The 26,870-nt window shown below is 53.9% G+C and carries 27 protein-coding genes; 19 read left to right on the forward strand and 8 right to left on the reverse strand.

Going from position 1 to position 26,870, the window contains the following annotated elements; all coding sequences use genetic code 11:
• Positions 1-11: 11 nt before the first annotated feature.
• From KNP86_RS06460 to KNP86_RS06470, 3 genes are all read left to right on the forward strand, one after another.
• The gene (locus KNP86_RS06460; RefSeq protein WP_214753278.1) at positions 12-1,268 is read left to right on the forward strand and encodes a hypothetical protein; all 1,257 of its coding nucleotides are present in this window, start codon (positions 12-14) and stop codon (positions 1,266-1,268) included.
• Positions 1,269-1,302: 34 nt separating this feature from the next.
• Positions 1,303-1,707, forward strand: a complete 405-nt coding sequence (locus tag KNP86_RS06465) for a hypothetical protein (RefSeq protein WP_214753280.1) — start codon at positions 1,303-1,305, stop codon at positions 1,705-1,707.
• A gap of 203 nt (positions 1,708-1,910) precedes the next feature.
• Positions 1,911-2,816: a methyl-accepting chemotaxis protein gene (locus KNP86_RS06470; protein WP_214753282.1), complete on the forward strand. Its 906-nt coding sequence runs from the start codon at positions 1,911-1,913 to the stop codon at positions 2,814-2,816.
• A 38-nt stretch (positions 2,817-2,854) separates the two neighbouring features.
• Here KNP86_RS06470 and KNP86_RS06475 read toward each other — a convergent pair whose 3' ends face one another.
• Positions 2,855-3,511, reverse strand: coding sequence for a M48 family metallopeptidase (locus KNP86_RS06475; RefSeq protein ID WP_214753283.1), 657 nt, complete (start codon positions 3,509-3,511; stop codon positions 2,855-2,857).
• Positions 3,512-3,627: 116 nt separating this feature from the next.
• On the opposite strand from KNP86_RS06475, the gene KNP86_RS06480 reads away from it, so the two are divergent.
• From KNP86_RS06480 to KNP86_RS06490, 3 genes are all read left to right on the forward strand, one after another.
• Entirely contained in the window at positions 3,628-4,800 is a 1,173-nt protein-coding gene (locus tag KNP86_RS06480; RefSeq protein ID WP_034777639.1) for a MalY/PatB family protein, read from the forward strand.
• A gap of 69 nt (positions 4,801-4,869) precedes the next feature.
• On the forward strand, positions 4,870-6,081 hold the full coding sequence (locus tag KNP86_RS06485) for a hypothetical protein (RefSeq protein WP_034777637.1): 1,212 nt from the start codon (positions 4,870-4,872) through the stop codon (positions 6,079-6,081).
• Positions 6,078-7,214, forward strand: coding sequence for a hypothetical protein (locus KNP86_RS06490; protein WP_034777636.1), 1,137 nt, complete (start codon positions 6,078-6,080; stop codon positions 7,212-7,214). The genes KNP86_RS06485 and KNP86_RS06490 overlap by 4 nt, the downstream gene beginning before the upstream one ends.
• Positions 7,215-7,277: 63 nt before the next feature.
• On the opposite strand, the gene KNP86_RS06495 is transcribed toward KNP86_RS06490, so the two are convergent.
• Positions 7,278-8,288, reverse strand: a complete 1,011-nt coding sequence (locus tag KNP86_RS06495) for a tyrosine-type recombinase/integrase (protein WP_034777633.1) — start codon at positions 8,286-8,288, stop codon at positions 7,278-7,280.
• 15 nt (positions 8,289-8,303) lie between these two features.
• Positions 8,304-9,359 carry a GGDEF domain-containing protein gene (locus tag KNP86_RS15760; protein WP_034777631.1) on the reverse strand — a complete coding sequence of 352 codons (1,056 nt, stop codon included), beginning with the start codon at positions 9,357-9,359 and terminating at the stop codon, positions 8,304-8,306.
• A gap of 352 nt (positions 9,360-9,711) precedes the next feature.
• Between KNP86_RS15760 and KNP86_RS06505 the strand changes: the two genes are divergently transcribed.
• The 4 genes from KNP86_RS06505 to KNP86_RS06520 all read left to right on the forward strand — a co-directional run bounded on the left by KNP86_RS06505 (position 9,712) and on the right by KNP86_RS06520 (position 15,388).
• Positions 9,712-10,116 carry a CoA-binding protein gene (locus KNP86_RS06505; protein WP_138859418.1) on the forward strand — a complete coding sequence of 135 codons (405 nt, stop codon included), beginning with the start codon at positions 9,712-9,714 and terminating at the stop codon, positions 10,114-10,116.
• A gap of 127 nt (positions 10,117-10,243) precedes the next feature.
• Positions 10,244-12,211, forward strand: a complete 1,968-nt coding sequence (parE, locus tag KNP86_RS06510; RefSeq protein WP_214753285.1) for a DNA topoisomerase IV subunit B — start codon at positions 10,244-10,246, stop codon at positions 12,209-12,211.
• A 2-nt stretch (positions 12,212-12,213) separates the two neighbouring features.
• Positions 12,214-14,619: a DNA topoisomerase IV subunit A gene (gene parC, locus KNP86_RS06515; protein WP_034777628.1), complete on the forward strand. Its 2,406-nt coding sequence runs from the start codon at positions 12,214-12,216 to the stop codon at positions 14,617-14,619.
• A gap of 100 nt (positions 14,620-14,719) precedes the next feature.
• Complete coding sequence (locus tag KNP86_RS06520; protein ID WP_214753287.1) at positions 14,720-15,388, forward strand: hypothetical protein; 669 nt, start codon at positions 14,720-14,722, stop codon at positions 15,386-15,388.
• A 38-nt stretch (positions 15,389-15,426) separates the two neighbouring features.
• Here KNP86_RS06520 and KNP86_RS06525 read toward each other — a convergent pair whose 3' ends face one another.
• Entirely contained in the window at positions 15,427-15,933 is a 507-nt protein-coding gene (locus KNP86_RS06525; protein ID WP_214753289.1) for a DinB family protein, read from the reverse strand.
• A gap of 166 nt (positions 15,934-16,099) precedes the next feature.
• Here KNP86_RS06525 and KNP86_RS06530 point away from each other — a divergent pair, with 166 nt between their 5' ends.
• From KNP86_RS06530 to KNP86_RS06540, 3 genes are read left to right on the forward strand one after another with little or no spacing between them, the layout of a single operon-like run.
• Positions 16,100-16,711 carry an NUDIX hydrolase gene (locus KNP86_RS06530; protein ID WP_034777626.1) on the forward strand — a complete coding sequence of 204 codons (612 nt, stop codon included), beginning with the start codon at positions 16,100-16,102 and terminating at the stop codon, positions 16,709-16,711.
• A gap of 14 nt (positions 16,712-16,725) precedes the next feature.
• Positions 16,726-17,442 carry an MBL fold metallo-hydrolase gene (locus KNP86_RS06535; protein WP_214753291.1) on the forward strand — a complete coding sequence of 239 codons (717 nt, stop codon included), beginning with the start codon at positions 16,726-16,728 and terminating at the stop codon, positions 17,440-17,442.
• Between the two features lie 17 nt (positions 17,443-17,459).
• On the forward strand, positions 17,460-17,909 hold the full coding sequence (locus tag KNP86_RS06540; RefSeq protein WP_214711375.1) for a GNAT family N-acetyltransferase: 450 nt from the start codon (positions 17,460-17,462) through the stop codon (positions 17,907-17,909).
• A gap of 155 nt (positions 17,910-18,064) precedes the next feature.
• Here KNP86_RS06540 and KNP86_RS06545 read toward each other — a convergent pair whose 3' ends face one another.
• A complete protein-coding gene (locus KNP86_RS06545) occupies positions 18,065-18,607 on the reverse strand; it encodes a GNAT family N-acetyltransferase (RefSeq protein WP_214753293.1) in 543 nt (180 codons plus the stop codon).
• Positions 18,608-18,687: 80 nt separating this feature from the next.
• Positions 18,688-19,083 carry a hypothetical protein gene (locus tag KNP86_RS06550; protein WP_214711377.1) on the reverse strand — a complete coding sequence of 132 codons (396 nt, stop codon included), beginning with the start codon at positions 19,081-19,083 and terminating at the stop codon, positions 18,688-18,690.
• 333 nt (positions 19,084-19,416) lie between these two features.
• Between KNP86_RS06550 and KNP86_RS06555 the strand changes: the two genes are divergently transcribed.
• From KNP86_RS06555 to KNP86_RS06580, 6 genes are all read left to right on the forward strand, one after another.
• Entirely contained in the window at positions 19,417-20,265 is an 849-nt protein-coding gene (locus tag KNP86_RS06555; protein ID WP_214753294.1) for a transporter substrate-binding domain-containing protein, read from the forward strand.
• A 6-nt stretch (positions 20,266-20,271) separates the two neighbouring features.
• A complete protein-coding gene (locus KNP86_RS06560) occupies positions 20,272-20,967 on the forward strand; it encodes an amino acid ABC transporter permease (RefSeq protein ID WP_214753296.1) in 696 nt (231 codons plus the stop codon).
• Positions 20,968-21,077: 110 nt separating this feature from the next.
• Positions 21,078-21,251 (forward strand): hypothetical protein, encoded by a 174-nt coding sequence (locus KNP86_RS06565; protein ID WP_214753298.1) that lies wholly within the window; start codon positions 21,078-21,080, stop codon positions 21,249-21,251.
• A 109-nt stretch (positions 21,252-21,360) separates the two neighbouring features.
• The gene (locus tag KNP86_RS06570) at positions 21,361-22,269 is read left to right on the forward strand and encodes an AAA family ATPase (protein WP_214753299.1); all 909 of its coding nucleotides are present in this window, start codon (positions 21,361-21,363) and stop codon (positions 22,267-22,269) included.
• Between the two features lies 1 nt (position 22,270).
• On the forward strand, positions 22,271-23,299 hold the full coding sequence (locus KNP86_RS06575; RefSeq protein ID WP_214753301.1) for a DUF58 domain-containing protein: 1,029 nt from the start codon (positions 22,271-22,273) through the stop codon (positions 23,297-23,299).
• Positions 23,296-24,273 (forward strand): hypothetical protein, encoded by a 978-nt coding sequence (locus KNP86_RS06580; protein WP_214753302.1) that lies wholly within the window; start codon positions 23,296-23,298, stop codon positions 24,271-24,273. The genes KNP86_RS06575 and KNP86_RS06580 overlap by 4 nt, the downstream gene beginning before the upstream one ends.
• A 47-nt stretch (positions 24,274-24,320) precedes the next feature.
• On the opposite strand, the gene cls is transcribed toward KNP86_RS06580, so the two are convergent.
• Complete coding sequence (gene cls, locus KNP86_RS06585) at positions 24,321-25,787, reverse strand: cardiolipin synthase (RefSeq protein ID WP_214753304.1); 1,467 nt, start codon at positions 25,785-25,787, stop codon at positions 24,321-24,323.
• A 123-nt stretch (positions 25,788-25,910) separates the two neighbouring features.
• A complete protein-coding gene (locus KNP86_RS06590; protein ID WP_214753306.1) occupies positions 25,911-26,693 on the reverse strand; it encodes a LysM peptidoglycan-binding and 3D domain-containing protein in 783 nt (260 codons plus the stop codon).
• Positions 26,694-26,870: the final 177 nt, after the last annotated feature.

Genomic DNA, 26,870 nt, shown 5'->3' on the forward strand with positions numbered 1-26,870 from the left:
GTGGAATCAACATGAAGAAACGAGCGTTGATGGCATTGTCACTGTTATGGTTGACGGCAGGCTGCTCGGAAGATGTGGACGTCGTCCGCTATGGCCATATCGAGGAGCACTGGCAAGCCGAACGGGTTACGATAAACAGTCAAGAGCCTGAAGTAAATGCCGAAACAATTTTGAACCAATGTGAAGACAAAGAACGATTGGCCGAACTAGACGAAGAGACGTTCACGGTGCTCGGGATGGCGTATGCGACCCGGGCCCCGTTTATAACTGAAGATTATGATGGATATGCCTTCGACGAAGTGACATATGTTGAAGGGGATGCGGTCTATGCGCTCTGTAGGTCGCATCAAATGGATGGGATACCAGGGTACCGAGCCGTCGAGCTCGAGGCACGGCCGTCTTTCTTAAAAGACGAAGTTGGCACTGAAGTCTCGTTCCTTCCGAACGTCCATGTCGCGACGGAGAACGAGCGGGCCTCGCTACATCAGCCGGACGCCTTCTACGAGAATGGACAAGATATCGAGCCGTATCCGGTCACGCTCATGAGGATGTCCCCCGGATTTAACGGCACGGTCGAGATTGGGATTGGAGAATGGGGCTTCTTTAGCCCATCCTTCGACTTTTTGCCGAACCTTAGACCGTTCGATGTGTTCATCGCACTAGGGCGGGATACGGAGACGAACCTGCCTCATCTGCTCATGTCCTATGGCGGGGACGGGGCTCGCTACTCTTCATCCATTCTTCAAGATACCGACCTGCTCAATGGGGCAGACAGTCTGACCTTCCGTCGGGTATTCGAAGGTGGAACGATGGAACCGTCGAAACAAATTCCGCTTTACGATATTACGGTCGAGGTGGACGGACAGATGGTGACGAAGACCTTGTGGATGCGGTTCAAACCGATCCCGTTGCTCAGTGATTCTACCGAGTTAGAGAAGGTTTCGATTGCTTACCTCCATAAGTATCCGTACCACCGTGAAGTCCCGCTCCCTTATCCGGACGCCGTCAGCGTGAGTGGCGAGGCGTATGATCGATTGGTCGAAGCCATCGAGACCGCGCGCCCGTCGACGAAGAGCGGTGAAACGGAAGATTATAAGTATTTGACGCTATTGCGTGGAAATCTTGGGCAACAGTTCGAGGTCAGCTACCAGCAACGTTCGAAAAAAGTCGATGTCTATGTGAAAGACGTGAAGACCGGGGAAGTGTTCAAACTGTCGAGCGTCGGGGCGGAGACGTTCCAAGAACTGTACCCGCAAGCGTTCGAATGAACAGATTGGACGTGAATCAGGGAGGGATGCGCTGTTGAAACGCATGTTAGCTGGATATGTCATCTGCGCGGGACTGTTGCTTGGAGGTTGTGCCAGTAGCGAGGAAGACGTGGATCCGTCTCGTATCGAGTACCAAACGATACATACTGATGGGGACTACGGGCCGACACGCACCATTACCGACGCTGAGACGAATGCCGAGCTTGACCGAACGACTGAAGAAATCAAATGGGAAGACCAGCCCGTCCCAATCGATCGTGATCCGGATGTAAAAGCGACGTTCGTGTTCACGCCGGACGATGCGCCCGAGCGTTCGCTCGACTTCGGAATCTGGTTCGATGAGCGGATGATCGGCGGTATCGAGCCGCAGGACAGCCGGGGTGAACTCACGGCCGACCAAGTCACGCTGTTCAAATCAATATTCGATGACCAGGAATGATAGGGGACCCGTGCACTGCACGGGTCCTTTGTTCATGGACTTAGCAGTGAACCAACTGGAAAACACTTCAAATTCAAGATATTGACTCGATTTCAAAAACCGACGCTATTCAGGACTTTTCACACAGGGTACACTAGAATTCCGCTACATTCCAGGAATAAAGCACTAAAGGAAATCGAGAAAAGAAGGTAGGAATAATCGGAATGGAACTGACAAAGACCGCTAGCCTCTCATCCCCTGACGTGCTCCGTGCCCTCGAGGCCAACGTGGCGATGATCCGATTCGACCGTCAACGACGCGTCGTCGATGTGAACGACCTCTTCGCCAAGGCAATGAAATATAAACGTGACGAAATGATCGGGATGCACCATCACTTGTTCTGCACACCAAGTTTCGTCAGCAGCCCCGACTATCAAGCGTTTTGGAACAAGCTGTTCGACGGATTCAGTTCGGCCGACAAAATCGAACGGATTGACGCCCGAGGTGACTCGATTTGGCTCGAGGCGACGTATATGCCGATCTATGAACAGGACGAGGTCGTCGGTGTCGTCAAAATCGCCTCCGACATCACGAGTCGCCAACAAACGATTGAGGAATATGCGCGTTCATTCCGTGACATGGCCGATAACCTTGACGACCGGGCCCGTCGTGGCATGGAAGAGAGTCAACAGTTGAAACAGACGATCGAACGCCTTGATGCGGACTCGAATCAGAACTTGAAGATGCTCGCGAACTTGCAAGAGCAGGCGGGCGAGATCACGAAAATCGCCAGTACGATCAAAGAGATTGCCGCCCAGACGAACCTGTTGTCGCTCAACGCCGCCATCGAGGCCGCACGGGCAGGTGAGCACGGTCTCGGCTTCAACGTCGTCGCGACCGAGGTGCGGAACCTGTCACGTCTCGTCGAACGTGCCGTCATCGAAGTGCGCTCGAACACGGATGGGATGAACAAAGAGCTCGTCTCGATCGTCGACGGTGTATCCCGCTCCAGTGCAGACATTCAAGAGAGTGTGCGCATCATGGAACAGACACTCGAGCGGTTCGAGCATATCGAACAGTCGGCCGATTCGCTGAACGGGACAGCCGAGCGGTTCACCTCCGCCATCTAAAAAAACCAATCGGACATGCCTCCTGAAAAGGGGCACGTTCAATTGGTTTTTTTGATTTGCAGCGTATGGCCATGCTGTTTCAACCAGGCCATCGCGCCGGCGACGTCTGGATACACTGACGCAAGCTTCGACCAGAACGCTTTCGAGTGGTCGAAATGAACGAGATGGGTCCATTCGTGGGCGATGACATAGTCCATGACGTCCCGCGGGGCGAGCATGAGCCGGACGTTGATCGAGATCGTCCCGGTCGAACTGCATGACCCCCAGCGCGTCTTTTGGTGGCCGATGCGGATTCGGCTCGCCTTCACACCGAGCTGACGTTCATAGTGGGGCGCCCGATTCGTGACGTAGGCGAGAGCCCGCTCGCGGAGCCAAGCTTCGTGCGCTTTCCGAAGCGATGACTCGTCCCATGCAGCGGGACAGTGAAAGTTTTCGCCGTCGAAACGGAACCTTGTCTCGGTATCACGTTTGACGAGCGGGAACGTCTCTCCGTGCAAAAGCAGTCTGTCGGCTGGTAAGATGTCACGCTTAGGCAATGCGGCGAGGCGATCTTCGATCCAGCCGGCATGCTCCGTTAAAATCGTCTCGACGACCCGGTCCGGGAGCCTAGCTGGAATCCGCAGCTCGATTCCGTCCGGCGTTACGAAGAAAGCCGCCCGTTTCCGGCGTTTATGGCGGATGACGGTCACGTCCATCAGATTCACCTCCTTGTAGTATCTCGGTCGATTATAGCCGACGTGCCCCGAATCCGCCATCGTTTTGCGGACTCGGACGTCCGTTTTTTGTTACAGTAGGAGTAGGAGGGATGAACATGAAATCAATCTTACATCAATCGCTTGACCGGACCGGAACGGATTCGGTGAAATGGGACGGGCTCGACCGCTGGTTCCATTTGAAAGATGACGTCTTGCCGCTTTGGGTGGCGGACATCGATATCCGCACGGCCCCGTCCATCTCGGAGGCGCTCACGGCGCGGGCCGCGACAGGCGAGTTCGGATACACTTTGTTCTCTAGAGAGGCGCAAGCGGCCGTGAGTTCATGGTACGACCGCCGTCACGGGCTCAACGTCGATGCCAATCACGTCTTGTTCTCGAGTGGCGTCGTACCGGGATTGACGCATATCGTCGAGGCGTTGACGGAGGAAGGGGATGGGGTCGTCATCCAGTCGCCCGTCTATCCGCCATTTCATGAACTGGTCACCGGGTTGAAACGGGAGTTGCTCGACGCCCCGCTTCGTCAAGTCGATGGTCGCTACGAGATGGACTTCGATGCGCTCGAGACACAGATGCGCAAGGCGAAGCTGTTCTTGCTCTGCTCGCCGCACAACCCGGTCGGACGGGTATGGACAGAGTCCGAGCTGAAGCAGGTCGTCGAGCTGGCACGTCGCCATGACGTCATCCTCGTCGCTGATGAGATCCATGCCGATTTGACGTACCCGTCACAACGGCACACCGCCCTTAATCGACTCGATGACTCGGTCATCACGGTGAGTGCGCCGTCGAAGGCGTTTAATATCGCTGGACTGTTCGCTTCTTACATCATCTGTCCGGACGATGCGATGCGTAAACGAATCATCCAAGTCCAGAACAAACATCACGTCCTGCCGACACCGTTCGCGAACACGGCCATCATTGCCGCCTACACGGATTCGCGCGCCGAGCGTTGGCTTGACCAATTAACGGCCGAACTCGAGGAGCAGGCGACGTACCTCGTCGAGCGGCTCCAGGAAGAACTACCACAATTGAAGACGTTCATGCCCGAGGCGAGTTATCTCCTCTGGATCGACTTCGCGGGGCTCGGTCTTGAACCGGAAGCGCGGAAGAAGTGGCTGCACGAGCAAGTCCGTCTGTTCTTGTCACCGGGCCTCCCGTTCGGTGCGTCAGGGACGACGTTCGAACGGCTCAATTTCGGGACGGCACGACCAGTGCTTGACGAAGCACTCAAGCGTCTGACAGAACACGCCGGTGGAAAGGCGTTTGTATGAATCAAGAAACGGGAAAAATTTCACAATGAGCCACAAAGCTGACATGGCAACAGAAAGCGAGTGAATGCGATGGAGACGATCAATTGGAAAAAGAAGATGGAAGAACAACTGAGGCGTAGCGGATTCACGTTACAGGTCGAGAACATGGCCAACCTTGGTCTGACGGAGATTCATGCATCTTCGTCCCCGTTGATCTCGTATCCGCTCCGGATTCGGCTTTATGTGCGTATGGGATGGCTCATGTGCACCGTCGATGCGACCTCGGTCGACCGGAACGAGGACCATCCGCTGTTCGAGCGCATGATCGCCGCCGTGTTCGAGCGCATCGTCCGCCATCTGTATCACGCCTATGACTTCCATGTTTTGACGTACATCGGTAACACGGGCAACTATATCGCACCGAAGGACTCAGAGACCGGGGAAATCGTCCGCTTGCTCGCACAACTGTGGACCGACCGCTCTTACCTGCACCTGGAGACGTATGAAGAGTATCCGGCATTATACGTGACGCCGCCATGGGCGCATCAAGCCTACGCGTTTGAGAGCACCGAAGACGAATGGATTGTCTATGCGGGCCGGAGCGGCCGTCCGGCGACGGACTATCGCGCCGACGGGACCGAACTCAAACCACATCGCCTGGCGGAGGGGGACTTGTTCTTCCCGGTGCACCGGATTCAGAAAGACCGAGGCACGCTCGCGCTCGCCGAATGGTTACGGCTCGAGCGTCGGGAGGTCGAGGATTTCATGCTCGCCTTCATGAAGACGATCCAAAAGTTCGATCCAGCCTTCGGATTTTCTTGGGGTGGGGTGGACACGTTCTTTCACGGGGTACCGGTCGAGCCATACGCGCAAGTACTCCGGCTGGAGAGCGGGAAACGACGTTATCGGGTCATGAACAACTCGGCGAAGCGATTGTTCGCGGTGGCTGACGATCCGCTCGATTGTTTGAAAGAAGTCGAACAGACGTTACGGACGGTCCGATTACCGGAACAACGCGTCTCGGCACTCGGGCAGCTCGTCATGGGCATTTGGCAACAGTTCGAAGCCGACGAGACGACGTATATCCAGGAAGTCGCCTATCGCGGTATCTCGCAGTTCCAAATCGAAGAAAAAATCGGTCATGCCTTGGCGAACCGGCAACGAATTCGCTGGATCGAGAAGGCCGACCCTCGCCAGTCTGTCATCGAATTCGCCCATCTGCGGATTTCATTCCCGAAACGACCACCCGGTATCGTCACCGTCGAACCGGTCGAATCTTCTTATGAGAGAGGTGCGCTATGAGAATCGTTGATGCACGTGCCATGTCAATCAGCCATGAGGACTTGATCGCGGTCACCGAGACGTCCGTCTATTACCGCGAAAAGTCGGGTGAGACAAGTTTCTCGATCTTCCGCTATGACGAAGAAGACGGTTCCGTTACTCCGGTCGGCCGTCGTGTGTATGAAGACTACGGAATCTCGAAGCTGTTCGTCAGTAAGGACCGCGTCTATTTCTTGAACGAGACACCGGACCGGACCGGGGTCGTCCGAACGGAACTGATCGCCTTCGATTACCACTCTGGACAGGAGGTTGTACTCGCGACATTCGAGAAACGAGGCAACAGTACGCTCTATTGGGTACTCGCCGATCGTTACTTCCTGTTCTTGACGAGTTTCGGGGATGCGGATGAGGCATGGTTGTATGATGCCGAGACGTCGTTCCAAGAACGGATCCGTGATGAACGGCTCGTCGGCCATGCCGGTAAGTTCCGCGAGCTGTATCTGTTCACGACCGAGCTGGACGGTGTCCCTTATATCGTCTGTAACGCCCGATTGGACGAGTTCGCCTATTACGAGGCGCTCGAGGACGGACGGGTCTCGCCAGACGATGCGATCGACCACTCGGAAGCGATCCTCATCTGTTCGCTCGACGAGGCGGTCGAGGCTATCCGGGACCGACAAGGGGAGATTCCGTTCGAGGACTTGATTCGGCTCCATGGGGAAGGGGACACGGTCCAATATCTCGGGGAACGGGACGCGAAACTGCGGTTCTCTGCGTTCGTCGATGCAGCGAATGAGGAGACGATTTATGAGTTGGCGGCACCGGACGTGCTCCGGGAGGTCACGGTCGTCGACTGGGGGGCCTATGAACCGATCGACTTCACGTATGATGATGTCAGTTCGACGGTCTTTATCAAAGTCGAGGAATCGGAAGATCACACCGAACTGATTGACGCGACGACCGGTGCCCGCTTCCTCGATACGGCTCCGTTCGAGCGCGTACTCGCTTCGACCTATTTCATCCATGAATCGGCTGAAGGAGGGGGCGGCGTGAGCATCTTCAACCTCGAGACGAACGAACGTCAAACGTTCGAGGACGCCTACTATACAGTGCTCGATGAGACGATTGTCATCCTCTCGACAAAACAGTTATGACTAAAACACCCGAACCTATCCTGTTGATAGATTCGGGTGTTTTATCTTGGTTTACATAATAAGTTATCGTAAACCGGTTAACGCTTGTTTTTTCTTCTCGTCACCGATATGGGCATATACTTGCGTCGTCGCCACCGACTCGTGTCCGAGCAGTTGTTGGATCGTCAAGACGTCGACCCCGCTCATGGCGAGACGAGAGGCGAATGTGTGTCGCAATTTATGCGGCGTGACCTGCTTGTGCGTCAAAAATGGCAGATATGGCTTCAGGCGGTCGATGTGCCCTTTCAACGCGTGCTGCACCGTGCGGACCGAGATCCGTTTGCCTTTCTCGGAGCAGAACAAGGGACCTGCGCCTTGACCACGATAGCCGTCGAGGAGCGGCTCGAGCGGGGAGGCGATCGGGATGACGCGTTCCTTGTTCCCTTTCCCGATGACACGGATCGTCCCGTTCTCTCGGTCGATATCGTTCCAATCAAGGCCAACAAGTTCAGAGACACGCATCCCGGTCAATCCGAGTAGTTGGATCATCAGGAAGTCCCGGTCCCGATTGCGTTCGTACCAGCTCGCTTCGCGGTCGGACATGCCGACGTTGCTGCGGACGAGCGTCGAGAAGTCGAGCCATTCCTGTTCGGTCAAATAGACCGGGTTGCGCTTGGCGCGCTTCGGTCGCTCGACGGCCTGGAACGGGTTGTGCGCCGTGATGCCCGTCTCGATCAGATGATTGAACAGCGACTGCATCGACGACAGTTTGCGGTTGATCACGCTCGGTGCGTTGTCGAGCTCGAGGGCGAGGTACGTCGCGTACGCCTCGGCCCCGGCATGGTCGAACTCGACGAACGATTCGATTTCGACCGATGACGGGTCGACCTCGGATGCACTCGCGGTCTCGACCCAGCGGAAGAAATCCAAAAAATCATACAGATAGCGCTGCGCGGTCTGCTCCGAGTAGTGTTTGGCGGCCAAGTGGTTCAAGAACCGTTGGATGAAGCGCGGCATGCGTTCATAGCCGCTCAAGTTGAAACGTCTCGCGTCGACTTTCGTCGGTGATTGGCCGAGCTGGCGGAATATACTCAAAAAATCGCTCCTCGCTTAATGATGGATTGACGTGACGATGCGGTCTTTCCCGGCCTGTTTCCCGGCCCGGAGCCGGTCGTCCGCCTCTTTGACGAGCGTATCGACGGGCTTGAACCCACGGTGTGTCGTGACACCGAATGTCATTGTCACGCTGAGCCGTCGTCCCTCATAAATCGTCTCGAGAGATTTGATTTGCTGTCTCAGGTGGTCGATCGCTTGCGCCGCCTCGTCCTCTGACTGGTCCGTCAAGAACAAAAGAAATTCCTCGCCGCCCCAGCGGACGGCAATGCCGTCGGTCCGCGTGAGTGCAGAGGCGACTTGTTTGAGCACAAGGTCGCCGCAGTCGTGGCCATGCCGTTCATTGAACGACTTGAAATGGTCGATGTCGGCCAGGACGACCGCATACGGGCGTCCCGACAAGACTGCTTCACGGATCGCCTCTTCGATTAAACGGTATCCGGTCGTACGATTATAGAGACCGGTCAGACCGTCCCGCGAGGCGAGGGTATGTAGCCGTTCGTTCGTCTGTTCGAGTTCGGACGTCACCTCGACGACCGCCCCTTCGAAGATGAATGACAGCCCGGCGATCAAGGCGATGGTCGCGAGTAAACATGTCACCCCGATGACTTGCTCGAGGGTCGGGCCGAGCGGCGATGTCCCGTCCGTCACGTTCACATATAAATAGCCATAGATTCCCATGGCGAGCATCGTCGAGGCGATTCGGATGGCCCGGCTCACGTTCGGCATGAAGAACACGCCATAGGCGACCGTGAGGATGAAGTAGTGGACGTTCGCGCCCCAGCCGAGGACGATTGTCGAGATGATGGCGTTATAGACGACCTCGACGAAGAGACCAATGAAGAACGTCCGATAATATCGTTTATGTACAAAATAAAAAGACAATGTGTAATAAAGAACGCTGAGTACGTTCGACCAGGCAAGGACGGTTACGTCAAGTCGCCAAAACGTGATCAAGAACACGACATGGATGAGCCAAGCGAACACGTTCCCATAAAAAGTGATGCGGTAATTATATAGTGTACCGCGACGTTCCTCATAGGCTGTTCCCACGCGAACACCTCCTTTTTTCAGTATACCGAACCCATCCTCATTTGCCCATGCCTATCCAACAATCGATTGAAATCGACACGCGCAAACGCCTTTAAATCGAACGTATAATTGCGTGAAATAGATATTTCACGCAATGTTCGTTCAAGCGTCATTTCCAAGTGAGTCACACATCGACCCGGGAAACCATAAAAATACGCCTTATAATATGGTTTACATAATAAGTTATGGTGAACCAATTGATTTGTTTTAAAAATTTGAAAGAGTTACAGTTGTATGATAAAAGAAAATAAAGCTTGAAACGGTGATTCAGGTAAAGGTACACTGAGTACGTAAACAAAAGGGGGATTTCAGGATGGACGATCAACGTTTGAAACAATGGCTCACCGAGGCGAAGACGATTGCTGTCGTCGGCGTGTCAGCCAACCCGAACAAGACCGCAAACCAAATCGCAGACTATCTGCTGTTACAAGGTTACACGGTCATCCCTGTCAATCCGACGCTCGAGACGTGGAACGGACGTAAAGTCTATCCGACGGTCGAGAGCATCCCGGGACGCGTCGATATCGTCGACGTCTTCCGACGCAATGAGTATTTGGCCGGCGTGGCCGAAGATGCGGTCCGACATGGGGATGTCGGTCTCGTCTTCAACCAGCTCGGGCTCACCAGCCCGGACGCCGAGCGAATCGCTCGCGATGCCGGACTCGACTACATCGAAAATCGATGCATCTATGTCGAGCACGCCCGCCTTCTCGGTTAAGACCTACCTCCTTGGTAGGTCTCCTTTTTTTCACGAGCCTTGCTCGCGGGGAGGCTTGCCAGAATCCAAAAACAGCTATACAATAGGATAGAAAAACGAACGTGTGTTCGAAATTGAGGTGACGAAGATGTCAACAGATCTATTTAATTACAATGAAGACGCCATTCAGGTGCTCGAAGGACTGACTGCTGTCCGGAAACGTCCGGGGATGTATATCGGTTCGACCGACCATCGCGGGTTGCACCATCTCGTCTATGAGATCGTCGATAACGCGATCGATGAGGCGCTCGCCGGATTCGGTGGCCAAATCGATGTGACCATCCATAAAGATGATGCCATCACGGTACGTGACCACGGGCGCGGCATGCCGACGGGGATGCACGCTTCTGGCAAACCGACGCCGGAGGTCATTTTCACCGTCCTCCACGCCGGCGGGAAGTTCGGCCAAGGCGGCTATAAGACGTCGGGTGGACTCCACGGGGTCGGTGCCTCGGTCGTGAACGCACTATCGAGCAAGGTGCTCGTCACGATTTATCGCGACGGCAAGGTGTTCGAGCAGACGTTTGCCGATGGCGGGATTCCGCAGACGACACTCCTCGAGACTGGCAAGACGCGCCAGACGGGGACGAGCGTCTACTTCAAACCGGATGCCTCGATCTTCTCGACGACGACATACAACTACGACACGCTCGCCGAACGTCTCCGTGAATCAGCCTTCCTATTAAAAGGATTGACGATCACGCTGACGGACGAGCGCTCTGCCAAAGAAGAGACGTTCCATTACGAGGAAGGGATCGCCGAATTCGTCCAATATTTGAACGACGATAAGGCGACGCTTCATCCGATCGTCTATTTCGAAGGGACAGAGAACGATATCGAGCTAGAGCTCGCCTTCCAGTTCACGGACGCCTATTCTGAGAACGTCCTCTCGTTCGTCAACAACGTCCGGACTCGTGACGGCGGCACGCACGAGGTCGGCGCCAAGACGGCGATGACCCGCATCGTGAACGAGTATGCCCGTAAGAACGGATTGTTGAAAGAAAAAGATAAGAACCTTGACGGCGGTGACGTCCGCGAAGGCTTGACACTCATCGTCTCGGTACGCATCCCGGAAGAGTTCCTCCAGTTCGAGGGGCAGACGAAATCGAAACTCGGTTCGCCCGAGGCCCGTACGAGCGCTGATGGTGTCATGGCCAAACAACTGACGATTTTCCTCGAGGAGAACCCGCAGATGGCGACGATGCTCATCAAGAAGGCGATCCGCGCCGCCCAGGCCCGCGAAGCCGCCCGGAAAGCCCGGGAAGAGGCGCGCAACGGCAAGAAGAAGAAACGTTCGAGCATCTTGAACGGGAAACTGACGCCGGCGACGTCGAAGAACGCCGCCAAGAACGAACTGTTCCTCGTCGAGGGTGACTCGGCCGGCGGTTCGGCCAAACAGGGCCGCGACCGGACGTTCCAGGCCATCCTGCCGCTGCGCGGGAAGGTCATCAACTCGGAGAAGTCGAAACTCCAGGACATCATGAAAAATGAGGAGATCAACACGATCATCCACGCGATCGGGGCTGGGGTCGGCCACGACTTCGACCTTGAAGACTGCAATTTCGACAAGATCATCATCATGACCGATGCCGATACAGACGGGGCCCACATCCAAGTGCTCCTGTTGACGTTCTTCTTCCGCTATATGCGTCCGCTCGTCGAGGCCGGCAAAGTGTTCGTCGCCTTGCCGCCGCTCTATCGGATTTCGAAAGGGAAAGGCAAGTCGGAACAGTTCGAGTACGCCTGGGACGAAGAGGCGCTCGAGAAGCTCGTCAAAGTGTATAAGAAGGGTTATATCCTCCAGCGCTACAAAGGTCTCGGGGAGATGAACGCCGACCAGCTATGGGAGACGACGATGAACCCCGACACACGGACGCTCATCCGCGTCACGGTCGACGACGCTGCCGTCGCCGACAAGCGTGTCTCGGTGCTCATGGGAGACAATGTCGCCCATCGCCGTGAATGGATCGAGGAGAACGTCGCCTTCGGCCTCCAGGAAGATGATTCAATCATCGCCAATGAACACGTGACTAAAGCGATTGAGGAAGTGATGTAACGATGTCGACGATTCAACATATTTTAAACTTGTCGCTCGAACAGGTCGTCGGTGACCGCTTCGGGCGTTACTCGAAATATATCATCCAGGACCGGGCCCTCCCGGACGCGCGCGACGGGCTCAAACCCGTTCAACGCCGCATCCTGTATGCGATGCACCATGAAGGCAACACGAACGAGAAACCGTACCGCAAATCGGCCAAGACGGTCGGTAACGTCATCGGTAACTATCACCCGCACGGTGACAGTTCCGTCTATGAGGCGATGGTACGCCTATCGCAGGACTGGAAGTTGCGTTACCCGCTCATCGACATGCACGGGAACAACGGCTCGATGGACGGCGACTCGGCCGCCGCGATGCGGTATACCGAGGCCCGTCTGTCGAAGATTGCCGGCGTCATGCTGACATCGATCTCGAAGAATACGGTCGACTATACGCCGAACTTCGACGATTCGACCGAAGAGCCGCTCGTCTTGCCGTCACTCCTCCCGAACCTGCTCATGAACGGGACGACGGGAATCTCTGCCGGTTATGCGACCGAGATTCCGCCGCACAACTTGACCGAGGTGCTCAATCTCGCCATCGCCCGCTTGAAAGGTGAGGTCGAGACGACGAATGACGCATTCCGTTATATGCAAGGACCTGACTTCCCGTCTGGCGGGATCGTCATGGGCAAAGACGGCATCTTGAAGGCGTTCGAGACCGGAAAAGGCAAGGTCATCATCCGTGCCAAATCGGTCATCGAGCCACTTAAGGGCGGCCGTGAACAGATCACCATCACCGAACTCCCGTATGAGGTGAACAAGGCGAACCTCGTCAAGAAGATGGAAGAGCTCCGTCTCGACCGCAAAGTCGAAGGTGTCGCCGAAGTCCGTGACGAGACCGACCGGACCGGCGTCCGCGTCGTCATCGAATTGAAGAAGGAAGCCGATGCGGAAGGTGTGCTCCATTTCTTCTTGAAGCATACCGATTTGCAACTCGCCTACAACTACAACATGGTCTCCATCGTCAACCGGACACCGAAACAGATGGGTCTCTTGTCGATCATCGACGCGTACTTGAAGCACGTCGAAGAAGTCGTCACCCGTCGCACGACGTTCGAACTCGATCAGGCGAAGAAACGCGCCGAGATCGTCGACGCGCTCGAACAGGCCATCTCGGTCCTAGACGAGACGCTCGAACTCATCCGTTCGGCCAAAGACAAGTCCGAGGCGAAACAGAAGCTCATGGAGCGGTTCTCGTTCACGGACCGTCAAGCCGAAGCGGTCGTCATGCTCCAACTTTATCGGTTGACGAACACGGATATCGTCGAGCTCCAAAAAGAGGCGAAGGCGCTCCAAAAAGAGATTGCTCGCCTCGCCAACATCTTGAACGTCGACGCGACGAAACGGAAGCTCATCTCGAAAGAGTTGACCGCGCTCCGTGACGAGTTCGGCGACGCACGGCGCTCGGTCATCGAATCGGAAGTCGAAGAGTTGAAACTGAAGACAGAGGTCATGATCGCCGTCGAAGAGACGATGGTGTTCGTCAGCCGCGACGGGTACGTCAAACGTTCATCGATGCGCTCATATGGCGCCTCGAGCGACGAGATGCCGGAGATGAAGCAGAAAGACCGTCCCGTCCTCGTCACCCAGGCGATGACGACGGACCACTTGCTCGTCTGGACGAACAAAGGCAGCTACTTGCTCATCCCGGTCCATCAGATTCCAGAGTCGAAATGGAAAGACGCCGGACAGCATGTGGCCAACCTCGTGCCAATCGAAGGCGAACAAGTCGTCTCGGCCGATGTCGTCTCGACGTTCGACACCGACGCGCACTGCCTGTTCGTCACGCGTGAAGGCATGGTCAAACGGACGCCGCTCCGTGACTATGACGCCCAACGCAAGTCGAAAGCGCTCATGGCGCTCAAGTTAAAAGGTGACGACGAGGTCGTCTTCGCGGGCATCAGTGACGGGCCAGGACAACTGTTCCTCGTCTCTGAGCGCGGCTATGGCCTCTGGTTCAAAGAAGACGATGTTCCGGTCGTCGGCCAACGTGCCGCCGGCGTCAAAGCGATGAACTTGAAAGATGGCGATGTGGTCGCCGATGCCTTTGCCTTCTTCACACCGCCGCTGTTCGTCCTCGTGACGCAACGTGGAGCGGTCAAGAAGATGAAGCTCGAGGATCAGTTCGACTGCACGAACCGCAACTTGCGCGGGACGATGCTCATCCGCGAAGTCAAATCGAAACCGCACCAGATTCGTCGTGTGCTCCCGGTGCATGACGATGAAACGCTCCACATCATCGGGAAAGAGAAAGCGAAGACGGTCAAGACGAAGCAGTTGACGCTCTTGGACCGCTACGCCAACGGCTCATTCGTGTTTGATGAAGAGACGTTCGGTGAGATTGAGGACGTGTATCTCGATTAACGTATGAACCCCTGTACAACAGACGTTGTGCAGGGGTTTTTGGTTTCGATATACTAGAGGGAATAGAAGAGATTGAATCCACTAAAGAGGAGAACATTCCATGCACGATTTGCTGAACGATCCAAACATGAACAATTATCCGGAGTTCCGCACATTTTGTGAATTGAAGAGTCGAGGGTTACGAAAACAGGCACTTGCCGCCATGACACCGTTTCTTAAGACGGTAGAGACATGGAATTTTGATCAGCGACAGGAATTCGTTGCCTGGCTATACACGCATAACGAATCTTCCGACCCAGATGACTCCTATAATATATTCGTGTATTCGCTCGTAACGAATGTACTACAACCGACCCTTCATGAGTGGAAGCAGCGTTTCCCGAATGACCCTCGTCCTTATCGCTGGCTACAAGAGTATGAACAGGCATTCGCACTCGGTGGGCTAGGCGAACAGATTGCCGTCGAAGCGCTCATGGATCAAAAAGTCCATGCACTCTGGTTTGCGTTTCATCACATTAATGAAGACCTCTATCTCAGTGAGGTTGATGAGGATAGAGAGATCATCTTAGAAGCGAGGAAGCTGAACCAATCCGTATTAAGCGAGGAAAAACGAGCGGATTATGAGGCGGAACTAAATCTCTATAGCGACTTGCTGGCGGATTGGGTGGCTTACACTCATGCGGAGTCGGAAAATGAGAGTTTTCTCGACTGGTGCGAACGGAACGAGCGAGATTATCCGTTCACGGGAAGCTATTATTATGAGGAATGAACAAAAAGACGCTCTAGGCGTCTCTTTTTGATTGCATTTTAGATTCCAGCCTCAATGAGATAGCGCTCCAAATCGGCCTGTTGGCGCAAATGATGACGGCTATGCATCTCGATGAGGTCGTACCATTCCTGGGCGTTCAGCCAACCGAAACCGCCATGTCGGGCTTTGACGTCAGGGTTTGCCTCGCGGGCGAGCGGTTCAAGGCGGTTCAAGCGTGCAGATAACTCGTCGATTCGTCGTTCGAGCGTCTCGCGCTTGTCCGTGTTGTTCGGGGGTTTGTTCATCTCATCAGGTAAGCGGATTTTGACCGGTGGGAAACCACCCATCCGGAACAATCGTTCACCGAACTCGGTCTTCCCGAGCGGTTGTTCTTCAGTGGAAGCGAGACACCGTTCAATCTCGTCCGCATATTCCTCGGCCACCACGATGATATGGTCGTACATCTGCCCGATTGACCAAACGTCTGCTGCTGCCTGATAACGGAGCTGCCGCTCGGTATAGCCGTCCAAGTCTGCTTTGAACTGGGATAACAGTGAAATCGGCATGTCCAACCTCCCTTGATTTTATTCTCTATCCAGTATAACACGGAGGCATCAGCTGATTTTTTCAACTCCATGTCACATTAGTTTCTCTTAGGAGCGGGTATTTCTAAAAGGAACAACGATCCCTTTTGGCGAATGGGACAGGAGGACAAATCATGGGGGGATACGTATGTCACAGTGGCTCGATTGGGCCAAGCGGCTACAGGCGCTGTCACAGGCTGGCTTGACGTTTACGAAAGACGAGTTCGATCGAGAACGTTACCTCGAACTCCAACGAATCGCAACCGAGATGTTCGAGCAACAATCTAATCTTGCTTTGCATGAAATCACCGAATTGACCCACGTCGATGGTTATCCGACACCGAAGCTCGACGTCCGAGGCGTCGTCTTCAAGGATGACGCAGTGTTACTCGTCAAGGAAAGGTCAGACGGACTTTGGACGCTTCCGGGCGGCTTTTGTGAGATCGGACTGTCCCCGGCAGAGAACATCATCAAAGAGATCGAGGAAGAGGCCGGTTTCGACGTCGCACCGATTCGGCTGCTTGCCTTGTTCGACATGCATCATCACGACCATCCGCCGTTGTCGCAGCATTACTATAAACTGTTTATCGAATGCGAGTTGATTGGTGGAGAGGCGCAAATTAGTCATGAGACGAGCGAGGTTGCGTTCTTTACACGAGACGCCTTACCACCTTTGTCACTTGCGCGGAACACGCGAGAGCAGCTCTATATGTGTTTTGAGGCCCGTTGGCAAGAAGATTGGACCACGTTATTCGATTAAGGGGAGGGGATTCCATGAAAGTCACACGTTTTGATCACGTCCATCAACTGACGTTTTTCGCACCCATCTTACCCATCAACGTCCAACTGATTGAACGTGAGCTCGGGCTTGTCTTGATCGATACAGGGCTCGCGCAGAACGCGGAAGCGATTTTAGCGTATATCGAGACGTTCGAACGCCCGCTTCTCGCTATCTTGTTGACGCATGCCCATGGGGGTCATGTCGGCGGTGTCGATACGATTTTGAAAGCCCATCCTCATGCCGAGCTGTACGTCTCGAGGCGCGACGCCCGTCTCCTTGAAGGGGACCGGACGACTGACCCGGACGAGCGGGCTCTCAAACTGAAGGGTTCTCTCCCGAAAATCCATTCTTTGCCGGATAAATTGCTTGACCCAGGTGAGCGGCTGTTCGGCTTACGGGTTTATCCGGCAGCGGGTCATACCCCTGGTTCGATTGCTTTTTTCGATGAAAAGGAGCGGATTTTGTTTGCGGGAGATGCATTTCAGACGCGTGGGGGAGTCGCCGTGGCAGGGGACGTTCGTCCGTTGTTCCCGCTGCCGGGTATCGCGACATGGGATAAGCGTGCAGCGTTAGAGCAGGCGGAGAAGTTGATCGATCTCGCACCGCAACGTACATTCGTCGGTCATGGGCAACCAGTCGCCGGGACACATCGGCTCTATTTGGCACTGAAGCGGGCCAAACGCAAGCAAGCACGTCTATTTTTACGATAATCCGGGGGTGCTCACAGGTGGAATTACGCGAGATTCAGACGACAGATTATCAACTGGCCGAGCAAATGCTCGAGATTCAACGAAACGCTTATGCGGTCGAGGCCGAGCTAATCGGCTTCGATGAGATCCCAGCGCGTTATGAGACGGTCGAGGTGATCCAGAATCTGCCCGGTACGAGCTACGGTTTGTATAACGACGGGCGGTTGATTGGCTTTATCACGATCGAAGCGGCTGAGAACACGGTCGAGGTCACAAAACTGTGCATCGATCCTCGATATTTCAGGGCGAGACTTGCGACGACGTTGCTCGAACACGTGCTCAGCTTGCACGAGGACAAACTCGTCTATGTGCACACCGGCAAACATAACGGACCGGCCAAAAAACTGTACACGAAGCTCGGGTTCGAACCGAGTGCCGAGTTTGAACCCGAACCGGGCGTCACATTGATCCGTTTTACGCGAACTTGAATCCCTTTCGGCAAATTTCACATTCCGTCTCACTACTTTAAGTATACTAAAGAATTGAGACGGAGTTTTATTTTTACTGATAATATATGTTATGTTAACTAGAAGAAAAAAAGAGAAAATCGATGTCAGATGTGACGTCTCTCCTCTCGAGAAAATCAGAAAATCTTGTACCAATACAACGTCATGTCGATGTTCGGATTGCCGGTCTGTTTGAGCGTATCCACGCCGCCGAGCGCGAACCCTTCTTTTGCATAAAATCGACACGCGATCACGTTATCGTTCTGCGCTTCCAGTGACAATCCAAGCAACGATTGTTCTTTTGCCCACGTTTCCGCAGCTTCCATCAGTAAATGTCCGAGTCCGCTGTTCCGATAGCTCGCTCGCACCGCGATATTCTCGATATACGCAAAACGGGTCCAGTCTTTCACCATACGGATTTGTCCGATACATGTCGTCTCGTCGAACGCCAAGAATACTTGTTTGTCCTCACGATTGATGTATGCATACCAGTCCAGTGAATCGTCCGGAAAGCTCGTCTCATGGGATTTTTCATATAACTGTTCCTCATACGTCCAAACCCTGTCACAAAAGCTCGGAATGATTTTTCCGATGACTGGAAACGGATTATTGGCTTCGTTCACGACGCTGATGGAATACTCATCTAACGGTTTGATCGAGATGTTCGGGGCTTCTTCCATTGCATCTTTCTCCCTTCATATGTAATGACCGCTCCATGCCAGAACCAAATGGTCTCACTAGACTAGCCATAAAGTGGCGATCATGAAATCAAAGTCGGTGGTTCTGTCGACAACACTTCAATTATATCATTTGATGTCAGGAACACGTAATGCTGAATATTATAAACCGTTTCGTAAATGTTTGTTGATTCTTCAGCTAACCATTTTAAATAGCTGGAATCGGTCACTTTAAAGAGTGTCCAGTCGCCAAAAAAATCAGGGTCATGATGTTTGTATAAATGTTCTAGCGTTCTAATAAGCGTTCCTTCGTCTGTATTTCGATACGACAATACAAGTCCGTCAAACAAGAATGTATGTGTGTTTTCATGCGCATCGGTAAACATGAGTCTTAATCCGTCTTTATCATCAATTAGCGCCTGCAGATATAGTTTATCCGGTATCTCTGGATTGGCGGTCCATCTTTCCCATTTCTCCATGTGTGCCCTCCTCTCCTCATTTTGATATGTTCCAAATAATCCTTCACTATCTATCATACGTTAATTAATGACGTTCACATGCGTGGGAGTCGGCTGATCAACACGATGATATCTTCGCTTAAACCGTATTGTTCAAACCGACATCCATTCATCTGTTTCACCACAATTAATAAACTGTGTCATTCGATTGAATCCTTCATTCATCAACATGTTAGCGCTTAATGGATTAATGTTTCAAATATAACATTAAGACTGTTTATACGCTCTTAGGAGTTGCCTGTAAGCGTATGTCATGCTATTTTTAGACAGATGATAACTTAAGGAGGAACTTGAATGAAACGTATGACAAAAGGTTTGGCAGCATCCCTATTATTGGCTGTCCCGCTCGCGGCGTGTGGTGATTCTAGCACCGATCAGGCCGAAACTTCGCGCTGGGACGAAATCAAAGAAGACGGTACGCTCACGGTCGGTACGGCAGGGACGCTCTACCCCGCTTCGTTCCGGGAAGAAGATAGCGATACGTTGACGGGGTTTGACGTCGAGCTCATGAAAGAGATCGGGAAGCGTCTCGACCTTAAGGTCCAATTCAAAGAGATGGCGTTCGACAACATGTTGACGAGTGTCCAAAACGGACAAGTCGATGTCGCAGCAAACGATATCTCGGTCACAGAGGACCGCAAAGAGAAGTTCGCCTTCTCGACGCCATACAAGTACACGTACGGCACGGCCATCGTTCGTAAGAGCGACCTGTCTGGTATCGAGTCACTTGAGGACTTGAAAGGCAAGAAAGCCGCTGGGGAAGCGACAACTGTCTTCATGGACGTGGCTCGTCAATATGGGGCCGAGGAAGTCATCTATGACAATGCGACGAACGACCAGTATCTCCGTGACGTCTCGACAGGACGGACCGACGTCATCTTGAACGACTACTATCTTCAGACACTCGCCCTCGCCTTCTTCCCGGACTTCGATATCACGATCCACCCGGATATCGCCTATAACCCACAGGAAGTCGCGTTCTTGATGGACAAAGAGAATACAGAGCTCCAAGAGAACATCGACCGCGTCCTTGGCGAGATGCTTGAAGACGGTACGGTGAAAGAATTGTCGGAAACGTTCTATAACGGAGCCGATGTCTCGGTAGAACCGGACGTCGACGCGACGATCGTCGAATTGGACTAAGCGGTCATGTTCGAAGGTGTGAAATGGGAAGCAATCTTTGACGTCGACCTGGCTGTGCGCTCGTTCCCTTATCTGCTAGGCGGTTTGCCGAACACGCTTTGGATCTCATTCGTCAGCATGCTCTTCGGCTTGTTGCTCGGTCTCGTGCTTGCCCTTGGGAAACTGTCACCGTCCCGGATGCTTCGGTTCCCGTCGACGTTCTATATCTCGTTCATGCGGGGCGTGCCGATTTTGATTATCCTGTTCATCTTATATTCAGGGTTTCCATTCATCGGCATCGAGTTCGCGGCGCTGACGGCGGCGATCATCGGGTTCAGTCTGAACTCGGCGGCCTATATCGCGGAGATTATCCGGGCTGCGATCCGTGCCGTCGATCCGGGACAGGTCGAGGCGGCCCGCTCGCTCGGGATGAACAAGTGGCTGACGCTCAAAGGGGTCATCTTGCCGCAGGCGACGCGAATCGCGCTCCCCCCGCTTTCGAACGTGTTCCTCGATTTGATTAAAGCGAGTTCGCTCGCCGCCATGATCACGGTTCCGGAGATTTTCAATAAGGCGAAAATCGTCGGGGGTCGGGAATTCGATTATATGACCGTCTATTTGGTTGTCGCCTTGATCTATTGGGGCATCTGTACGTTCATGTCGTTCTTCCAGGACTGGCTGGAGCGGCATTTCGAACGCTATTTGGATACACCGAAACGATGACTGACTTGCCTCATACAGGCAGGTCAGTTTTTTTGTCGGGCGGTTATTGCGAAAGTGACATGGTATAGTCAACTTATTCTATATTTCGCTTCAAAGGAGAGACATCACCTATGTTCTCAAAGCTATTATTCGTCGCATCCGGCCTCATCGCACTCACGTATATTTTATTCGATGGACCGGCATGGGTCAGTGCCTTAAACCCATACACGAGTATGATTGTCCTTTATTACTTGGTTTTTAAGTTCCCGAGCCAGAAAAGAGCGAAGACGGCCTCTTCGGATTGACCACACGTGACGTACATATTTTGAAGCGCTGGTCTTTAGCGTTCCATCTCGGACCGCGAGTGTGCTATGATTTTCTTAATTATCAGAAAATAGACGGGGGAATTTTATTATGGTGCAACAATGGACGACACATTTAAACGATCAAGTGATCGGGCAGTCGAAGGCGATCAAGCTGGCGACGATCGCCCTCCTCTCCGGGGGACACGTCCTGCTCGAGGACCGACCGGGGACAGGAAAGACGACGCTCGCACGTAGCCTGGCCACCTCGGTCTCGGCCGCATTCCAACGGGTACAGTGTACGCCGGACACGTTGCCGAGTGACATTTTAGGGATGGAACTGTTCAATCCGACGACAGGCGCGTTCGAACGGAGAACGGGCCCAATCTTCACGTCGATTTTACTCGTCGATGAGATCAACCGGACGACACCACGGACGCAGTCGGCACTGTTAGAGGCGATGCAGGAGCGGCAAGTGACGCTCGGCGAGGTGTCGCTTCGTTTACCAGACCCGTTCTTCGTCATCGCGACGCAAAACCCGTTCGACGGGCAAGGGACGTTCCCGCTGCCTCAGGCGCAGCTTGACCGCTTCTTATTCAAACTGTCACTCGCTCCGCTGTCACGAGAGTCGGAACGCCGGTTGCTGCGGAATGAGCATTTGAGTGCGGCTCCGTTCACGTTGCAACAGACCGAGCTTGTCGAGATGCAGCAAGCCGTCCGTGACGTCTTGTTTCACGAGGCGATGGAAGACTACCTTCTCGACTTCGTCGAGGCGCTCCGTCATCACCGAGACATCGAGGTCGGACCGAGCCCGCGGGCGACGCTCGCCTATACGATGGCAGCCCGGGCGCACGCCTATATGGACGGACGGGATTACGTCACGCCTGAAGACATTCGCGCGCTCGCCCTGCCCATCCTCGGCCACCGGATCGTCTTGACGGTCGAGGCATCGCTCAAGACGAAGCCGTCCAAATTAATCAAGTCCGTTTTGGAGACCATCCCGGTCCCGTCAGAGGTGTGATATGCAACTCGTCAGCCCTCGCTACCTCGAGTCCGGGTATATGTGGCTCTTGTTCGTCGTCGGGGTGTTCGCCGCCCTATACGGGAACGTCTTCCTCGCGAGTGTGATTATCGGGTTCAGCCTGTATGCGCTCATCATGCCGGAGTTGTTATTCCGGCTCGCTGAATACGTCCACGTCGAAGTGACTGACGAACTGAAGCTGTTCCCGAACGATGAAGAGACGTATACGCTCAAATTGATTTCGACGGCGCCTGTGCCCCTTGGCGTCGTCCGATTGTCGGGTTATCTCCATCCGACCGTCGAGTCGGAGGAACACGCCTTCTGGCGCCAAGAGAACTATGTCGGACGCGAGGCGGCCGTCGCCTATACGCTCCCGCTCAAGGCGATTCGACGCGGACCGATCCGCATGGAGGCGATCGGTATGGAGATTCGTGACCCGCTCCGTATGTTCTCGCTCTATAAGGAAGACCCGCTCGACCGCATCGGCTATGTGTTCCCTGAATTCCTGCCTTATCCGATTCCGAAGCGCCCTCCGACGTTACCTGGGGAGGAGATGGTCCGTCATAGCGCCTACCGTGACCCGGAGACGTTCCAGTCAGTGGCGCCGTATCACGGCCAGCCGATGCGACAACTGTATTGGTCGGCCTATGCGAAAACGGGGGAACTGCTCGCCCGGACCGAGCAACCCGTCCAGGCGAACGAATATGTCGTCGTGCTCGACTTGTTGACGAAAGACGGGCGCGCTCTCACCCATCAGATGGAACGGTTGATCTCGCAGGCGGCGGCGCTATGCCGCGACTTCGAGAAAGAGAACGCGAGCTATGGGCTGATCGTCCCGACCCTGACGAAGGAAGGCATCACCTATGACCTCGCCCCGGGGAGCGGTGAGACGCATTTCCGCAAGGTCATGACGACGCTCGCCTGCCTGTCGGAACGGGATTTCCCACTCGCCCGGTCGTTGTTCGAACGGAAGGTCGCTAAATACGGCGGCAGCCAATCCATTTTACGACTGGGAGGTGACGGACGATGAGACTACTTTGGTGGGTGTTCGCCGCGTTCTATGTCGGTCACGTGTTTCCGCTCGTCTTTCTGCTGACGCTCCGCTTGCCGCGCAACTGGCAGCTCGGGGTGCAGACGGCCCTGAGCATCGCCGCGCTCTTGTTCTCGTATGAGATGAGCATCACGCTACTGTTGTTCACGTACGTCCACGCCTTTATCCGAACTCTCGATTGGACGGACCGTTATGCGATCGCAAGTGTGCTCTTCCTCATTGTCGATTGGTTGTTCCCGCCGGCGTCTCAGCCGCTGGCGATGATCGTCTTCCCGTTCTTGTTCTTGTTTTGGCAACGGAGCCTGTATTATCGCCGTGACTATAAACGAATGTTGTCCACGCTCGTCGTCGCCCTAGGGGTCGGCCTCGGTTTGGCGATAATCATCCGGACCATCAAAGAGCTGTTGTTCGGCAATCTCGTCGCCTGGATCCAGCCCATCCTGATTTGGATCGGCGGTTGGTTCGACGGAGTCAATCTCGATCCGACCGATCGCGTCAACCGTATCCTCGTCCCGGACAATCCGAACATCGATGCCGAGACGATTTCAAACGAGACGTTACTCGAATCGACGACGAATCAATCGCTATTCTTGGTCGTCACGTTTCTCGTCGTTCTCGTCAGCGTCATCGCTTTATTCATCTATGTGCAACGCCGAAAAGAAATCCATGAGGATGTGACGGTGCCGAAGCAACGCCATCAAGCGGCCGATTCGGTTCGCCGCTCGACACGGGCTCCTCGGCACGTCCGTCTGCTTGATGCCGGGAGACGTCTCGAACAAGCGCATCCCCGCCAGCGCGAAGAGACTGTTTCGGAATGGTTCGAACGAATCGGATTTACCGAAGGAAGTCGCTTTGCCACATGGCTGGAGGCGGCCGAGTACGGAGAGAAAGAAGCGCCGGCTCCGATCGTCGAGGCGTTCGAACGGCAAGTCAAACAGACGCTCAAACAATAAGACCAGCCAGATGACCGGACTTTCCGGGACACCTGACTGGTCTTTTTTTAAAGAATCGGGCTCAACAGGCGCGACACGCTCTCTTTGAAGCGAATCCATTTCGTTCGTGTCTCATAACGCTCAACCGTTAACCTGTCAGCACATGCGAGGTCTCGATTGAATGCATCGATGACAGACTGGGCCACGACCTCGTCATAGACGAGCGCCGAGATCTCGAAATTGAGTCGGAAACTGCGGGCGTCGATGTTCGTCGTGCCGATCGAGGTGACCTCGCCATCGATGACGAGCGTCTTCGCGTGCAAAAAGCCGCCTTCATACGTATATACCTCGGCCCCGTAGCGGACAAGCTCGGCCGCATTCGTATACGTCGCCCAGTAGACAAACATATGGTCCGGCTTGTTCGGGATCATCAGGCGGATCTTCGTCCCGGACATGAGCGCGTTGCGGCAGGCGTCGAGGAAGCTGGCGTCAGGGATGAAGTAAGGGGTCTGGATGTAAATCGTCTCTTTCGCCTCGGTGATCATCTTGACGAGCATGTTTTTCAAGTGCTCGGTCGATGAGTTCGGGCCCGATGTGACGATTTGCACCGGTGATTGGGCCGTCTCAATAAGGATGGACGGCCAAATGAAATCCTCTTTCTCGGCCCGATGCTTCGTCGGTACGGCACGGTTCCAATCGAGGAGGAAACGCTCGAGCAGTTCTCGGACCGCCTCCCCTCTCATCCGTAGATGCACATCGCGCCAATAGCCGAACTGACGGTTCGTCCCGAGGTATTCATTCCCGACGTTGAAACCGCCGATATAGCCGATCTCCCCATCGATGATACATAGTTTCCGGTGATTCCGGTTGTTGACACGGAAGTTGATGCCAAGACGTGACGGGAAGAACGATTTGACCTCGCCGCCGTGCGCGAGGAGTTGTTTGAAATGGGAACGTCGCAATCCCCGTGAGCCGACGGCGTCATAGAGCAGACGTACTTTGACGCCGTCCTTGGCCCTGCGCGTGAGTGCCTCGATGAGCGCTTGACCGAGCGAATCATTTTGAATGATATAGTATTGGATGTTGATTTCCTGGGTCGCCATCTCGATGTCATGGAACAACGCCTCGAACTTCTGCTCGCCGTCATGGATGACTTGAATTGCATTATGATACGTCACGAGCGCATTCGTGGAGGATAAGTTCAAGCGGGCGAGGCGACGATACTTGGATAAGAGCGGATCACTGGCGAACAAGCCGCCATGGTCGTCGAGCTCAGTTAACTGGTTATGGACGTGTTCCGCGTATTCATGCCGTCGTTCCTCGTCGACTTGGTAGAAGTTATTCGATTTGATCAAGCGTCCGAAGAAGATATAGATGAAGAATCCGAGCAGCGGCACGAAGAATAAAACAAGTAGCCAGGCCCACGTCGACCCGATATCGCGCCGTTCGAAGAAGATGATGGTGACCGCAAACGTCACGTTGAGGATGACCAATACGATACCGAGTATGCCTAGAATGAATTCTGTCGTGACCATCTCGATTTCCTCCTTTTGTCTCTTGTTTACCCATTCTTCGTAAGAATGAAATGCTCGTTTGCAGGTAAAGGGATAGACACACAAAAAAAACACCGCGCCTGCGGTGTTTTTGGGGTAAATCGATTAGTTTAAGACTTTGATTGTGATTGATTTACGACCGAAGTTGAGCGCTTGCTCTCGTGTCGGCATCAAGATATCGATTTTGTTACCTTTGATGGCGCCACCAGTATCTCCTGCGATTGCTTCGCCGTAGCCTTCAACCCATACTTTAGAGCCGAGTGGGATGACTGAAGGGTCAACCGCGATGACTTTTTGGTTCGGGTTCGAGCGGACGTCGATTCCTGTTGCCGTGATTCCTGAGCATCCTGCACAGTATGGCGTGTAAGCCGTTGCTTCCACAGTCATCGTCTTACCTGAAGCCGGAGCTTGGGTTTGCGTTGTAGACGTAGACTGTTTCGTCACTGGTGCAGATGTTGATGCTTTTGGTTTAGCGGCTGGTGCGCTGTTCGCAACCGATGCTGCTTTAGCACCTTTTACAGAGAATTGTTGACCAGGGAAAATGAGATCTGAATTAAGACCGTTCCATGTCATCAACTGTTTGACAGATACGCCGTTGTTTGTCGCGATGCGATACAACGTGTCGCCTGCTTTAACTGTATACGTTTTTGAAGCGCTTGAAGCTTTAGCTTCTGACTTCGCGAGCTTCAATACTTGATTCGGATAGATCATATTAGAGTTTAAGCCGTTCGCTTGTTTGATATCATTTACAGATACGTTGTTGTTCACGGCGATACGGTAAAGTGTATCTCCAGACTGAACTGTGTGTGTTGATGCTGCCGAAGCTGGAGCAGCGACTCCTAAACTAAGGCCAGCGAGTGCCGTTAGTGTCAATAGTGGTTTTTTCATAAGAATATTCCTCCCTTTTCTAACGCCCCCTTACTGTAACACCTGTATATTTCACTGCCGTTACAGCCTGATATGAGAGTGATATCAGTTCAGTTACAGAAGCTTTCACGGAGATGAGAGGAATCTGAATTTTTACAATCCAGATAAAAATGGCTTTGTTGAGCCGTTTTCGTCTAT

The sequence above is a fragment of the Exiguobacterium sp. s16 genome (assembly GCF_018618115.1).
In the GTDB taxonomy this organism is placed as follows: Bacteria; Bacillota; Bacilli; order Exiguobacteriales; family Exiguobacteriaceae; genus Exiguobacterium; species Exiguobacterium mexicanum_A.

What these genes read in the sequence shown, in the direction of transcription:
- KNP86_RS06460 (WP_214753278.1), top strand. Translation starts at nt 12, where the DNA reads ATGAAGAAACGAGCGTTGATGGCATTGTCACTGTTATGGTTGACGGCA.
- KNP86_RS06470 (WP_214753282.1), top strand. Translation starts at nt 1,911, where the DNA reads ATGGAACTGACAAAGACCGCTAGCCTCTCATCCCCTGACGTGCTCCGT.
- KNP86_RS06475 (WP_214753283.1), bottom strand. Translation starts at nt 3,511, where the DNA reads ATGGACGTGACCGTCATCCGCCATAAACGCCGGAAACGGGCGGCTTTC.
- KNP86_RS06480 (WP_034777639.1), top strand. Translation starts at nt 3,628, where the DNA reads ATGAAATCAATCTTACATCAATCGCTTGACCGGACCGGAACGGATTCG.
- KNP86_RS06485 (WP_034777637.1), top strand. Translation starts at nt 4,870, where the DNA reads ATGGAGACGATCAATTGGAAAAAGAAGATGGAAGAACAACTGAGGCGT.
- KNP86_RS06490 (WP_034777636.1), top strand. Translation starts at nt 6,078, where the DNA reads ATGAGAATCGTTGATGCACGTGCCATGTCAATCAGCCATGAGGACTTG.
- KNP86_RS06505 (WP_138859418.1), top strand. Translation starts at nt 9,712, where the DNA reads ATGGACGATCAACGTTTGAAACAATGGCTCACCGAGGCGAAGACGATT.
- parE (WP_214753285.1), top strand. Translation starts at nt 10,244, where the DNA reads ATGTCAACAGATCTATTTAATTACAATGAAGACGCCATTCAGGTGCTC.
- parC (WP_034777628.1), top strand. Translation starts at nt 12,214, where the DNA reads ATGTCGACGATTCAACATATTTTAAACTTGTCGCTCGAACAGGTCGTC.
- KNP86_RS06520 (WP_214753287.1), top strand. Translation starts at nt 14,720, where the DNA reads ATGCACGATTTGCTGAACGATCCAAACATGAACAATTATCCGGAGTTC.
- KNP86_RS06525 (WP_214753289.1), bottom strand. Translation starts at nt 15,933, where the DNA reads ATGCCGATTTCACTGTTATCCCAGTTCAAAGCAGACTTGGACGGCTAT.
- KNP86_RS06530 (WP_034777626.1), top strand. Translation starts at nt 16,100, where the DNA reads ATGTCACAGTGGCTCGATTGGGCCAAGCGGCTACAGGCGCTGTCACAG.
- KNP86_RS06535 (WP_214753291.1), top strand. Translation starts at nt 16,726, where the DNA reads ATGAAAGTCACACGTTTTGATCACGTCCATCAACTGACGTTTTTCGCA.
- KNP86_RS06545 (WP_214753293.1), bottom strand. Translation starts at nt 18,607, where the DNA reads ATGGAAGAAGCCCCGAACATCTCGATCAAACCGTTAGATGAGTATTCC.
- KNP86_RS06550 (WP_214711377.1), bottom strand. Translation starts at nt 19,083, where the DNA reads ATGGAGAAATGGGAAAGATGGACCGCCAATCCAGAGATACCGGATAAA.
- KNP86_RS06555 (WP_214753294.1), top strand. Translation starts at nt 19,417, where the DNA reads ATGAAACGTATGACAAAAGGTTTGGCAGCATCCCTATTATTGGCTGTC.
- KNP86_RS06560 (WP_214753296.1), top strand. Translation starts at nt 20,272, where the DNA reads ATGTTCGAAGGTGTGAAATGGGAAGCAATCTTTGACGTCGACCTGGCT.
- KNP86_RS06565 (WP_214753298.1), top strand. Translation starts at nt 21,078, where the DNA reads ATGTTCTCAAAGCTATTATTCGTCGCATCCGGCCTCATCGCACTCACG.
- KNP86_RS06570 (WP_214753299.1), top strand. Translation starts at nt 21,361, where the DNA reads ATGGTGCAACAATGGACGACACATTTAAACGATCAAGTGATCGGGCAG.
- KNP86_RS06575 (WP_214753301.1), top strand. Translation starts at nt 22,271, where the DNA reads ATGCAACTCGTCAGCCCTCGCTACCTCGAGTCCGGGTATATGTGGCTC.
- KNP86_RS06580 (WP_214753302.1), top strand. Translation starts at nt 23,296, where the DNA reads ATGAGACTACTTTGGTGGGTGTTCGCCGCGTTCTATGTCGGTCACGTG.
- cls (WP_214753304.1), bottom strand. Translation starts at nt 25,787, where the DNA reads ATGGTCACGACAGAATTCATTCTAGGCATACTCGGTATCGTATTGGTC.
- KNP86_RS06590 (WP_214753306.1), bottom strand. Translation starts at nt 26,693, where the DNA reads ATGAAAAAACCACTATTGACACTAACGGCACTCGCTGGCCTTAGTTTA.